An 11,408-nucleotide genomic window follows, 5' to 3' on the forward strand; every position below is an offset into this window, starting at 1 on the left:
TTTCTCCTGATAGGCGGGCCTCTTCGGGCCCTGCCTCAAATGCTAGTTGAAGGCAGCGACGCCGTCATTGCCCGTCAGCACGATAATCCGGCCGCCGGCGACGATCGGTGTCACATAGACATCCGTATTGGTCCGCTGCGTCAACATGGTTTTTCCTGAAGCGGCATCCACGATTGCGATCTGGCCGTCGCTGGAAAAGGCAACCAGTGCCCCGTTTGCCAGGATCGGACCCGCCCAGTTGCGGCGCTTCTTCTTTTTCTCCGGACGCGGCAGAGGCGTTGACCAGAGGGTTTCCCCGTTTTTCAGATTGAGGGCGACCATACGGTCGTCGAGGTCAACCATGAACAACGCGCTGCCGGAGACAACCGGCGTATGCACGCTGCCGAGATTCTGTTCCCAGCGGCGCTGGCCTGTGCGGGCGTCGACCGCAACCGTGCGGCCGGCGACGCCGGTGGCATAGACTGTGCTGCCGGAGACGACCGGGCTCGCCGATACATCTGCCAGGCCGGACAATGCAAGCGTCCTGAAGCCGCGCGAAACACCATCGATCCACGCAGGTTCGCCGGACTTGATGTCGATGGCCATGATCTCACCGGAGGAGAAAGGCACAATGACACGGTTGCCGGAAATGGCAGGATTGGCTGCGGACAGCAGGCCTGCGGTTTCCTCGATACCGGCATAGGTCCAGGCAACGCTGCCGTCAGACTGCTTCAGCGCATAGACTTCGTTGGACTGGGACACGACAAAAACATGCCCGGCGCCTGCAACGGGGGCGCCGCGAGCCGGAGTGTCGATGTCGACCTTCCAGATCTCCCGGCCCGAGCCCGCTTCGAGTGCGGCAACCTGACGATAGCTTGTGGCGGCATAGACTACGCCGCCGTCGACCGCGACACCGCCGCCGGGACCGACGTCTCTTTCACCTTCAGGACGCAGGTTCTGCGTCCACTGGCGTCCGCCGCCCGTCGACAATGCGACGACTTCACCATTGGGCTTGTAAACGTAAATCCGGCTGCCGTCGCTAACCGGTCGGGATGAGACCCGAAGCGCTGAGGAGGTCAGCCCGCGGCCGGACGATCCGACCTGAGCGCGCCACGCGCGGTTTCCGGAGACGGAAATGGCAACGTTGCCCGGGTCGTTGGCCAGACCACCACCGGCCGTTGTCCAGGATTGGCCGCCTGTTGCCGAACCGATCTTGGCCGCCTGTCCAAGCGCTTCGGCTGCCGGATCGGCACCGTCAAACACAGGCTGGCGTTCCCCCGGGAGGATCTTCTCACTGGAAAAGGGATTGATGTTTTCTGTAAATTCACTGACCGACCCGCATCCTGTCAGGACGAGCGACAGTGCGATTGCGCCATAAACACCGCGTCTGCGGAAAGAAACGGTTACAAAACTCACTGGTTGTTTCCTTCACTGTCCGCCTTGGCGTCGCCGTTGCTGGACCGGATCACATCACCGAGGATCGACACACGACGGCTAACGTCTGCCGGCGTTTCCGCATCTTCTTCAAGAGCGGAAATCCACTGACGCGCCGTTTCGATATCGCCAGCCTTCCAAGCGCTTAGAGCAAGAAGCTCACGCGCTGCTGCACGAAACGGACTAGTGTCGCCAGTCAGTTTCTCGATCCGGTCGGCGATGTCGCCGTAGCCTTGTGTATCGACGGCAAGGTAAGCGGCGCGCAACGCCGCGACATCGCGCAGGGCTTCCATGATGCTGCTGTCGCGCGACAGGGCGTCGAATTCTGCAATGGCTTCGTCGGTCTTGCCGGAATTGGAAAGATCGGTTGCCTGGCGCAGTTTCGCGAGGGCGGGATATCCACCCAGTGCATTGTCCAGTTCTCCGTAGAGAGCGGCCGCTTCTTCGTAGTTCTGGGCCTCGGACAGCTTCACGGCTTCGAAAAACTTGTCACCAGCGCTCTGCGACTGCTGCTCCTGCCAGTAGATCCAGCCGCGATAGCCGCCGGTTCCGACAACGATCAAGACCGCAACGCCAAGCACCCACGGACCGAACCGGTCCCAAAGCCGACGGTATTTTTCCTGGCGGATATCTTCATCGACTTCACGAAAAATGTCAGACATGCGTGTCTTTTTCCTGCATTCACTTCTTCGGCCCGGCACGTCTGCCCGGGCGCGGCCCCTTCATGAGTGGCGCACATTATCCATTTGATCCGGCTCGGGCAATTCCCTGATGGGGCTTAAAACGGCCCTTCGTGGCGCAAGTGGGGCAATCCGGCACGAAATGCCGGATTTATAACGTAAATTGACACCTTCATGCCGCGATCAGGTGACCGTAACCCCGATCAACAAGGCGTGCAGCTTCCAGACGAACAGTCCGTAGAGAACAAGGCCCAGCAGAATCACGACAATATCGGAGTATTTTCCGGGCTTGGCGTCCAAGGCGCCAATCTGCCCTGCTCCCGGACCACGGCGTTTGACTGAAATCCGGTCCGCCACCGCCCAGGCAAGAAAACCGCCGAACAGAAGCACCGATGCCAGATCGCCATTTGCCAGCAGGTGAGCCAGTGCCCACAGCTTCACGGCAACCAGCATCGGGTGTTTCATGGTCGTCTTGATGCGGGATGGCACATAGGCAGCCACCAGAAATATAAACACCGGCACCATCAGCAGCATGGTGACATGGCGCAGCCAGAACGGCGGATCATACAGCAGCGGCGGTCCTTCGAACCGGGCAACGCCGTAGCCATAAACGATCAGGCCTAATCCGACGAAGGACAGGAGCGTGTAAAGGCCCTTGTATCCGGTGTCGCCGAGCTTCGAGACCAGCCCGTTACGTGTTGCCGGAAACATCGGCAGCGTGTGAATTCCCAAAAACAGCACAAGGCCGGCTATCAACAAGGCCATTCCCGCTCTCCCTCTTTTGCCCGCAAGCGGTCGGGGTCTCCCGAAACCGGGCGTCCCTTCGGGCGAACATAGGTGGCTGGAGAGGCTGCCGCAACCGGCTTCAGACGAGCAATTTGACTGCCTCTGCGGCAGCAAGAGCTTGTGGACGGCTGGCCTGGTGCTCGATATCGACGAACGTTGCTGTTTCGGCCGATTTCAGAATCGACACCATGACGTCTACAGCATGCAGAGACCGCTCGAGCGAACAGCGGAACTCGCCATCGTCTTCCGCCAGGATCGACTGAGCCATGTCGGCAAGCCCGGCTGCACGGTAGTTGGCGCGCTGTACGCCGTCGTCATCGACATTCGCCAGACTGAAGGGGTGTGTGGCACTGTCGAGAGGTTTTATCGTTCCATCTTCAGATGCGACACTCACGTCCCCACCGAAGAAATTGGGGTCTGCGAGAAAGAGAGCCCCCCTGGTTCCGTAAAGCTCCATCGGTTCGTGCCGGTGTGCCCAGACGTCCCAGCTCGCCGTCAGCGTCACCTTGGCGCCGGTTTCGAATTCCAGGATCGCATGGATTGTGGTCGGGGTGGTAACATCGATCCTTTCCCCTTTACGTGCACCGTTTCCGATTGTCCTGGTCCTGAAGGGCATGCCGGACATGGCGCAAACGCGCCTGACCGGCCCGATTAGATTGAGAAGCGCGGCGATGTAGTATGGCCCGAGGTCGAGAATGGGGCCACCTCCCGGCTTGTAGAAGAAATCCGGATTGGGATGCCAGTGCTCCATGCCATGGCTCATGACATGACAGGTTCCACCGAGGATCTCACCGATCAATCCCTCATCGACTGCCTTGCGGGCAATCTGATGCGCGCCGCCTAAAAACGTATCCGGTGCGCAGCCGACCTTCAGGTGTTTCTTGTGGGCGAAATCGGCAAGTGCCTGTCCGTCCCGGATCGACAAGGCCAGCGGCTTTTCCGAATAGACATGTTTGCCGTGGGCCAGGATTTCGTGTGACACCAGATAATGCGCATCGGGCACGGTGAGATTGACGATCAGATCGACATCTTCCGCCAGAAGCAGATCGTGCACGGTGAGCGCACGCACGCCGTACTCTGATCCTCGTGCTTCGGCCGCGTGCCGGTTGAGGTCGGCGCAGGCCCTGATTTCAAGGCCGTTAAACTTCGGCGCCAGATCAAAATAGGTTTTCGAGATAGTGCCGCATCCGATGATGCCGATGCCCAACCTGTCTGCCATGAACATCTCCCGGGATTCGATGCAGACATCCTAGAACAAAGACAGTGTATCGGAAATCAAATGGATGGCCGACGCCCTGTCAGATCACATCGGCAAAGTACACTGCCGGCAGGTGCCGCGCAGTTCGATGGTCGTCCGGGACAGTTGAAAGCCTTCGCCCTGCGTCCATTCCTTCAACAGCTCCATCGCCTTGTCCGGCGTGAACTCGCTGACGACACCGCATTTTTCACAGATCGCAAAGGCTGCCGTACCATGGCCTGAACAGCCCTTGTGGGAACAGGCGACGAAGGCATTCAGGCTTTCCAGGCGGTGGACCATTCCGTATTCCACCAGCTTGTCGAGCGCCCGGTAGACCTGGAGCGGCGCACGGAACCCGCTGTCACGCAAAAGATCGAGGATCGCATATGCCGTCAACGGGCCGCCCGCGTCCGACAACGAGCCGAACACCAGGGCCTGGTTCTTGGTCAGTTCGGGATGTGTCTCAACGCTCACGGACGATCTCCTTTCGTGCTCGACCTCACCCTTCTCACGATTTGCACACCGGGGACAAGGCTGACGACAAACAGGGCCATGGCCGCGACAACAATGGAGGGCCCCGACGGTGTGTCATAGGAAAGCGAACTGTAGAGCCCACCGACAACCGCAGCGGCACCGATCAATGCCGAGATCACCGCCATCTGTTCCGGTGACGCCGACAGACGCCGTGCAGCGGCGGCCGGAATGATCAGAAGCGCGGTGATCAGCAATGCTCCGATGATCTTGAGCGAAATCGCAATGACGATGGCTGTCAGCAGCATGAAGATCAGTTCGGTCCGCTCCGGCTTCAGGCCCTCACCCGCGGCAAGATCAGGACTGACGGTAGCTGCGAACAGTTGGCGCCAGATAAGCACCAGAACACCGAGTACCAGTGCACCGCCGCCGTAGATCATGGCAATGTCCAGCGGCGTCACGGCCAGGATGTCGCCGAAAAGCAGGCCCAACAGATCGACCCGTACCCAGGTCATGAAGGCAAGACACACCAGACCCAGGGCGAGTGCGGAATGGGACAACAGACCGAGCAACGCATCGGATGAAAGCGTGTCACTCCGCCTCAGAGCCATGAGCACGATCGCCAGGAGGATCGAGACAGCTCCAACTGCCAGCGTCGTATTGACATTGAGAAGCAGCGACAAGGCAACGCCCAGCAAGGCCGCATGCGACAGCGTATCACCGAAATAGGCCATGCGCCGCCAGATGATGAAACAGCCGAGCGGCCCGGCGACAAGCGCGACCCCGATACCGGCAATCAGGGCGCGGGTGAAAAAATCATCCAGCATTTCGAACGCCGTCCTCTTTTCCGGAAGCCGCTCCCTCATGTGGATGCCCGTCGTGCGAAAGCCCGTCATCTGAATGATGATGTTCGCCTGCGCAAGACGAACACACGGACCCGTCGGCGTGGCGCACCTTTCCGTCCGGCAGGTGCACATGATCATGGTGATGTTCGTAAACGGCGATCGCCGCATTGCCCCGGTTCCCGAACAAGGCGTGATACCGGTCGTCGCGGCTGACGTCCGAGGGCGTTCCCCGGCAGCAGACATGGCCGTTCAGGCAGATGACCTGGTCCGCAGCGGCCATCACCACGTGCAGATCGTGGGAGATCATCAGAATGCCGCAGCCAAGCGTATTGCGGATTTCGGAAATGAGGTCGTAGATCGCGATCTCGCCGGCATAGTCAACGCCCTGCACAGGTTCGTCCAGCACCAGCAGACCCGGGTTGCGGGCGATGGCGCGCGCCAGCATGACACGCTGCATTTCCCCGCCGGAGAGTGTGCGCATTTGCGAAGTCATGAGCCTTTCGGCGCCTGTGCGGGCCAGTGCGGTGCGGCACTCGGCGTCGGATAGCGGATTAGTCAGCCGCATGAACCGGGCGACGGTCAACGGCAGGGTCCAGTCAATGGCAAGTTTTTGCGGCACGTAGCCAATCTTCAGACCGAGTTTGCGGTCGGCACGGCCTTCGCTTGGCGTCAGGATACCGAGGGCCATCTTGGCCGTCGTCGATTTGCCAGATCCGTTTGGCCCGATCAGCGTCACGATTTCACCGGGTGATACCGACAGATCGACGCCCCGGACCAGCCAATCGCCCCCCTTGCGGATGCCTGCCCGGTCCAGCTTTACAAGCCTGGTATCCGAATTTGTCATAATCTTGAAAGCCTGTTGCGCTCTTGGGGAACCAACACCCCGGCGTTACGTTATTACGTATGTAGCGTTCAAGCCGCTTGCTTGCAACTTGTCCCGGGGCTGATTAACACTCGATGCACCCCCGGTGTGCCGGCAGCCTTGCGAAATGTGCCAGAAGAACAGGAACCAAAGCATGATTTTCCCTTGTATTTTGTCCGGTGGTGTCGGTTCGCGGTTGTGGCCGCTGTCACGCACCGACCGGCCAAAACAGTTTTTGCCACTCTTTGGCGGGGAAAGCCTGTTCCAGAAAACCTGCAAGCGCGTCAATCGTCCCGACTTTACCGCTCCTATCGTGATCGGCAGCAATGCCCATCGGTTCCTGATCGGCGAGCAACTCAACGAACTTGGGTTGGAGGCCCGGTCGATCCTGCTGGAGCCAGTGGGCCGCAACACCGCCCCCCCTGCCCTGATGGCGGCACTGATTGCCGCCGAAACCGACCCGAACGCCCTGATCCTGCTGTTGCCGTCAGATCATCTGATCCGCAAGGAAGATGTGTTCCTTGATGCCGTCCATCAGGCCGAGATCGCCGCTCGCGAAGGCAAGATCGTGACCTTCGGCATTCAGCCCAGCGAGGCAAATACCGGATACGGCTACATCAAGGTGGCGGGTGGCAGCGAGCCGGTGCGGCCGGTGGAAGCCTTTGTCGAAAAGCCTGACCAGGACCGTGCCGATGCCTTCCTGAAGGACGGCAGTTACGTCTGGAACGCCGGTATCTTCCTTTACGCTGCCAGCACCATGATCGACGCCTTCAAGCAGCACCAGCCGGGTCTTTACGAGAGCATCGTCGCGGTCATGAAGACACAGCACGGCGATCTCGATTTCACACGCCTTGACCAGGAAGCCTTCGAAGCACTGGATAATATTTCCATCGACTATGCGATCATGGAAAAGGCCAACAATGTTGTTTGCGCCCCGGTTTCGCCGGAATGGGACGACCTGGGGTCATGGTCGGCCATTTGGACGGTTCTGGACAAGGACGCAAACGGCAACTCCGGACTGGGTGATGCCCGTTTTCTCGACAGCGACAATTGCCTCGCCTACGCCGAACGCGGGCTTGTGTCCGTCATTGGCCTGGAGGACGTCATGGTGATCGCCACGACCGACAGCGTTCTGGTCGCCCACAAGGACAAGGCGCAGGACGTCAAGACCGTGGTGGAGCAGTTGAAAGCGGAAGGCAGGCACGAGGTTGATCGGCACCCGCGCTCCTACCGGCCCTGGGGCTACACGGAACGCATCAATTCAGGCGAGCGTTTTTCAGTTCAGTCCATGATGATCAAGCCGGGCAAGAGGCTCAGCCTGCAAAGCCACCTTCACCGGACGGAGCATTGGGTGGTGGTGTCCGGAACTCTCGAGATCACGATCAACGGCGAAACGCGGCTTCTGAGCGAAAATCAATCCGCCTATGTCCCTCTTGGAGCGCAACACACACTGCATAATCCAGGCAAGATCCCCGTGCGGATGATCGAGGTGCAGTCCGGAACCTATCTGCAGGAAGACGATATCCGGCGCCATTCGGAAACATCACAAAATTCTTGATCTGATAGATTTTTCCGTGACGCATTCTTGCCTTGGCAGGTGAATTCCGGCAAGACTTGACCACAATTCAGGCTCATATCGAAATTGCCTTTTCCAGCGCGACGGACGGGAACACCTCCATGCATCATGTCTTTATCTGTGATTATGTCCGCACTCCCATCGGGCGCTATGGCGGCATGCTTTCCTCGGTGCGCGCCGACGATCTGGGCGCGATTCCGATCAGTGCGCTCATGGAGCGCAATCCGGACACGGACTGGGCCGAGGTTGACGACGTCTTCTTTGGCTGTGCCAACCAGGCCGGTGAAGACAACCGGAACGTCGCGCGCATGTCGGCGCTGTTGGCGGGCCTGCCTGAAACAGTCCCCGGCCTGACGCTCAACCGGCTTTGCGGTTCCGGCATGGATGCCGTGATGACCGCCGCCCGGGCAATCAAGGCCGGCGAGATCGATCTGGCCATTGCCGGTGGCGTTGAAAGCATGTCCCGCGCACCGTTCGTCATGCCCAAGGCGGACGCCGCGTATTCCCGTACGGCAGAAATCTTCGACACGACAATCGGCTGGCGCTTCGTCAACCCGCTGCTCAAACGCCAGTACGGCATCGACTCCATGCCGGAAACGGCAGAGAACGTGGCCGAACAGTTTCAGATTTCGCGGCAGGACCAGGATGCCTTTGCGCTGCGCAGCCAACAGCGGGCTGCCGATGCTCAGCAGTCCGGCCGGTTCGCGGAAGAAATCGTGCCGGTGATGATCCCCCAGCGCAAGGGCGATCCGATCCTGGTGGACAGGGACGAACACCCGAGAAACACGACCCTCGATGCCCTCGCCGCACTGAAGACACCGTTCCGGGAAAACGGTTCCGTGACAGCGGGCAACGCGTCGGGCGTCAACGACGGCGCGGCCGCATTGCTGATCGCTTCGGAAGCTGCGGTGGAAAAGTACAATCTCACGCCGATAGCGCGGGTCGTTGGCGGCGCCACTTCAGGCGTACCACCGCGGATCATGGGCATAGGCCCGGCTCCGGCGACGCGCAAGCTTTGCGCACGGCTGGGCATCGCGCTGCCCGAGTTCGACGTGATCGAGCTCAACGAAGCCTTCGCGGCTCAGGGCATTGCCGTCATGCGCGACCTTGGCCTGCCGGAAGACAGCGAAATTCTCAATCCTAACGGCGGTGCAATTGCACTCGGCCATCCCCTTGGAATGTCAGGGGCCCGGATCACCGGTACAGCGGCACTGGAACTGAAGAAGCGGGGTGGAAAACTCGCGCTTGCGACCATGTGCATAGGCGTTGGCCAAGGCATCGCACTGGCACTGGCGTCGGCCTGAGCCGTCGCCCCTTCCAATTCAGATTGACAGGGGAGCGTAGCGGCCTGCGCCAAAGCGCCTGCTGCGGCGCACACCAACCCTGACCGAAGCCGGACGTCCATGAGCAACCGAGGCGTCTGATTGTGCTGCGGGGACTACCCGTACACTCTGCTCCATCTTGTCGTTGACCTCGCCGATCTCATCGGCCAGTCGATCGAACAGAAGGCTGGGCATGCGAAGCGCGGCGACGTAATGCCGAATCGCCTCATCAGCTGCTTTTTGCAGGTCCAATTGACGGACTTCCCGGTAAGCATTTTTGGCCATGACCTGAAGTTCGATTGCGTCTTCAACCAGTGGCCGTGCAAGGTCCTCCGCCTGATCCGCATTGCTTGCAACCCAAAAGGCGGCGGAAGCTGAAAGGCTCGCAAAAACAAATACGTGCAAATTTCGGAATAGAAACCGCATTACAACCCCAGCAATTGATTAACAAATCATTAAACCATCACAGGTCGTATAAGATAGGAGAAAGCGCCGCAACCTGGCCTTGCATGTGTCACGCGTTTTTCGCGTACCATAGTTAACGGTGGCACTTTGGCCATGACTCTGGCCCGGCCTCTGCCATTTGTGCTTTCAGGGTGGAAATCATGCCGCTGCGGGGCCGGAATCCGTGCCGCCGGACGGTGCCTGAGCTGCGGTCAAAAGACACCTGTCAAATCTGAGAGTAGGTATTTGCAGGTACGTAAAATTTTACAAGACGTATTACCGGGACTTTAGATCCTGTGGCTGTATAAGCGCTGCATCAAATTGGAGGATGTCATGATCGAAAGGACCGGTGAGATGAGGCTCTCATCCCTGGGATTGCTGCTTCTTCTCGCAGCTGCGGCCATGACCTTGTTTGCTGATCTGGGACCACAGCCCTCGACTGCCGCCAAGGCCAAGTCTGTTTACCAGCAACTCGCTTATTGACCGCTTAAAGCCTGGTGCCAAACCGCCCGTACGGGTTCAGCGATGCAGATCATCTCTGCGATTGGCCCTGACGGGCACTGGCACCGGCTTCAATTGCTCACCGAAGAAAACCGGCTGTCTGTGCTTCGAGACCCTGCCCCCACCATTGCCGCCGCGACCATTGTCGCCCAACAGCATGATGGCGGAGCCCATGACCACTGACCCGAGTGTGATGAACAGGCCGAATGCCAGCATGATCACCGGCAGCACCGGGTCTTCAGCCGACATTACAAGAACCCTCAGATTGCCGATGTTTCCAAGAAAAATGCCGCCAAGCACGAGGCCGGCAATTGCCGTACCCGCAAGGCCGTTGACCGCAAGCAGACGGAACAGCGGGTCTCGCGGAAGCTTCGGATGAAGCAGACCCTTAATGGACTTTGGCATACGGAACACTCCCCGTGCTGCGATTGCGATGCAAAGCACAATCAGCCTAGCGCCGATTGCTGCCTGCCAACAACCTGTCAAATAGACCGATTAAGATGATTTTGGAGGTCAGCTCATAGTTTGTTTATCTTCAGAGCAGGAATTGTGCAGCGCACCCTTGATTACAAACGCGTGAGCATATATTTGTTCGATATATCGAACCAACATATGACACTTCTTACGATGCCTTGCGCGTCATCCATATCGTAACCGGCCACGTAAGAAGACCGTCACGCCGGGAGGACGCTCCCAGGCACGGAGTTGTCAATGAGTGTACGCAGCCTTTGTCTCGCGATCCTGTCTTTCGGGGATGCCACCGGATATGAAATCCGGAAGGAATCGACCGAAGGCCGGTTCAGTTATTTCGATGATGCGAGCTTTGGCTCGATCTATCCGGCTCTCGCGCGTCTGGAATCGGAAGGGCTTGTGACCGTGCGCGAGGAACCACAGGCAGGCAAGCCTGCCCGCAAGGTCTATTCCATCACGGATGCCGGCCGGGAAGACTTCATACAGTCCCTGTGTGATCCCCAGGCGCCGGACACGTTCAAATCCCCTTTTCTGCTGATTGCCCTCAACGCCGCGCAACTGCCTCCCGAGGTGATCCGCCGCGCGGTCGAACGGCGAAAGGCACAGGTGCAGGCCGAGTTGCGCCTGCTGACTGACAGCGAAAAAGACCAGGAATGTTCGCATCCCGGATCCAACTGGACACGGGACTACGGCATTGCCTGCATGAATTTCACCCTCGCCTACCTGGAAGAACATGGCGAGGCACTGATCAAGATTGCCGAAGAAGCGGTACAGCCGGTTGCGGCGGCCGCAGAGTAAGC

13 protein-coding genes are annotated in these 11,408 nt (G+C 59.2%); 4 read left to right on the forward strand and 9 right to left on the reverse strand.

Features of this window, described 5'->3' with window-relative positions; genetic code table 11:
* Window positions 1-42: 42 nt before the first annotated feature.
* The 7 genes from ACYQ54_RS23815 to ACYQ54_RS23845 form a co-directional block, all read right to left on the reverse strand.
* Window positions 43-1,395 carry an outer membrane protein assembly factor BamB family protein gene (locus tag ACYQ54_RS23815; protein WP_460086951.1) on the reverse strand — a complete coding sequence of 451 codons (1,353 nt, stop codon included), beginning with the start codon at window positions 1,393-1,395 and terminating at the stop codon, window positions 43-45.
* Complete coding sequence (locus tag ACYQ54_RS23820; protein WP_460086953.1) at window positions 1,392-2,075, reverse strand: tetratricopeptide repeat protein; 684 nt, start codon at window positions 2,073-2,075, stop codon at window positions 1,392-1,394. The genes ACYQ54_RS23815 and ACYQ54_RS23820 overlap by 4 nt, the downstream gene beginning before the upstream one ends.
* A 201-nt stretch (window positions 2,076-2,276) precedes the next feature.
* Window positions 2,277-2,858, reverse strand: a complete 582-nt coding sequence (locus tag ACYQ54_RS23825; RefSeq protein ID WP_460086955.1) for an NnrU family protein — start codon at window positions 2,856-2,858, stop codon at window positions 2,277-2,279.
* Window positions 2,859-2,958: 100 nt separating this feature from the next.
* Window positions 2,959-4,098 (reverse strand): Gfo/Idh/MocA family protein, encoded by a 1,140-nt coding sequence (locus ACYQ54_RS23830; protein ID WP_460086957.1) that lies wholly within the window; start codon window positions 4,096-4,098, stop codon window positions 2,959-2,961.
* Between the two features lie 84 nt (window positions 4,099-4,182).
* Window positions 4,183-4,590, reverse strand: a complete 408-nt coding sequence (locus ACYQ54_RS23835) for a Fur family transcriptional regulator (RefSeq protein ID WP_460086960.1) — start codon at window positions 4,588-4,590, stop codon at window positions 4,183-4,185.
* Window positions 4,587-5,414: a metal ABC transporter permease gene (locus tag ACYQ54_RS23840; RefSeq protein WP_460086962.1), complete on the reverse strand. Its 828-nt coding sequence runs from the start codon at window positions 5,412-5,414 to the stop codon at window positions 4,587-4,589. Before ACYQ54_RS23840 ends, ACYQ54_RS23835 begins: the two co-directional genes overlap by 4 nt.
* Window positions 5,404-6,276, reverse strand: a complete 873-nt coding sequence (locus tag ACYQ54_RS23845) for an ATP-binding cassette domain-containing protein (protein ID WP_460086963.1) — start codon at window positions 6,274-6,276, stop codon at window positions 5,404-5,406. The genes ACYQ54_RS23840 and ACYQ54_RS23845 overlap by 11 nt, the downstream gene beginning before the upstream one ends.
* 172 nt (window positions 6,277-6,448) lie before the next feature.
* On the opposite strand from ACYQ54_RS23845, the gene ACYQ54_RS23850 reads away from it, so the two are divergent.
* Together ACYQ54_RS23850 and pcaF are read left to right on the forward strand one after the other, a co-directional pair.
* Window positions 6,449-7,852, forward strand: coding sequence for a mannose-1-phosphate guanylyltransferase/mannose-6-phosphate isomerase (locus ACYQ54_RS23850; protein WP_460086965.1), 1,404 nt, complete (start codon window positions 6,449-6,451; stop codon window positions 7,850-7,852).
* Between the two features lie 119 nt (window positions 7,853-7,971).
* Entirely contained in the window at window positions 7,972-9,174 is a 1,203-nt protein-coding gene (gene pcaF, locus ACYQ54_RS23855) for a 3-oxoadipyl-CoA thiolase (protein WP_460087253.1), read from the forward strand.
* 18 nt (window positions 9,175-9,192) lie between these two features.
* Here the strand turns inward: pcaF and ACYQ54_RS23860 are convergent, their stop codons facing one another.
* On the reverse strand, window positions 9,193-9,618 hold the full coding sequence (locus ACYQ54_RS23860; RefSeq protein WP_460086966.1) for a hypothetical protein: 426 nt from the start codon (window positions 9,616-9,618) through the stop codon (window positions 9,193-9,195).
* A gap of 351 nt (window positions 9,619-9,969) precedes the next feature.
* Here ACYQ54_RS23860 and ACYQ54_RS23865 point away from each other — a divergent pair, with 351 nt between their 5' ends.
* The gene (locus ACYQ54_RS23865) at window positions 9,970-10,119 is read left to right on the forward strand and encodes a hypothetical protein (protein ID WP_460086968.1); all 150 of its coding nucleotides are present in this window, start codon (window positions 9,970-9,972) and stop codon (window positions 10,117-10,119) included.
* Between the two features lie 36 nt (window positions 10,120-10,155).
* Here the strand turns inward: ACYQ54_RS23865 and ACYQ54_RS23870 are convergent, their stop codons facing one another.
* A complete protein-coding gene (locus ACYQ54_RS23870) occupies window positions 10,156-10,542 on the reverse strand; it encodes a hypothetical protein (RefSeq protein WP_460086969.1) in 387 nt (128 codons plus the stop codon).
* Window positions 10,543-10,848: 306 nt separating this feature from the next.
* Here ACYQ54_RS23870 and ACYQ54_RS23875 point away from each other — a divergent pair, with 306 nt between their 5' ends.
* Window positions 10,849-11,406 carry a helix-turn-helix transcriptional regulator gene (locus ACYQ54_RS23875; protein WP_460086970.1) on the forward strand — a complete coding sequence of 186 codons (558 nt, stop codon included), beginning with the start codon at window positions 10,849-10,851 and terminating at the stop codon, window positions 11,404-11,406.
* Window positions 11,407-11,408 lie beyond the last annotated feature (2 nt).

The sequence above is a fragment of the Roseibium sp. LAB1 genome (genome assembly GCF_054658235.1).

Excerpts from the sequence above, each read along its gene's own strand:
- ACYQ54_RS23820 (WP_460086953.1), bottom strand. The coding sequence starts at position 2,075 with ATGTCTGACATTTTTCGTGAAGTCGATGAAGATATCCGCCAGGAAAAA.
- ACYQ54_RS23825 (WP_460086955.1), bottom strand. The coding sequence starts at position 2,858 with ATGGCCTTGTTGATAGCCGGCCTTGTGCTGTTTTTGGGAATTCACACG.
- ACYQ54_RS23830 (WP_460086957.1), bottom strand. The coding sequence starts at position 4,098 with ATGGCAGACAGGTTGGGCATCGGCATCATCGGATGCGGCACTATCTCG.
- ACYQ54_RS23840 (WP_460086962.1), bottom strand. The coding sequence starts at position 5,414 with ATGCTGGATGATTTTTTCACCCGCGCCCTGATTGCCGGTATCGGGGTC.
- ACYQ54_RS23845 (WP_460086963.1), bottom strand. The coding sequence starts at position 6,276 with ATGACAAATTCGGATACCAGGCTTGTAAAGCTGGACCGGGCAGGCATC.
- ACYQ54_RS23850 (WP_460086965.1), top strand. The coding sequence starts at position 6,449 with ATGATTTTCCCTTGTATTTTGTCCGGTGGTGTCGGTTCGCGGTTGTGG.
- pcaF (WP_460087253.1), top strand. The coding sequence starts at position 7,972 with ATGCATCATGTCTTTATCTGTGATTATGTCCGCACTCCCATCGGGCGC.
- ACYQ54_RS23860 (WP_460086966.1), bottom strand. The coding sequence starts at position 9,618 with ATGCGGTTTCTATTCCGAAATTTGCACGTATTTGTTTTTGCGAGCCTT.
- ACYQ54_RS23865 (WP_460086968.1), top strand. The coding sequence starts at position 9,970 with ATGATCGAAAGGACCGGTGAGATGAGGCTCTCATCCCTGGGATTGCTG.
- ACYQ54_RS23870 (WP_460086969.1), bottom strand. The coding sequence starts at position 10,542 with ATGCCAAAGTCCATTAAGGGTCTGCTTCATCCGAAGCTTCCGCGAGAC.
- ACYQ54_RS23875 (WP_460086970.1), top strand. The coding sequence starts at position 10,849 with ATGAGTGTACGCAGCCTTTGTCTCGCGATCCTGTCTTTCGGGGATGCC.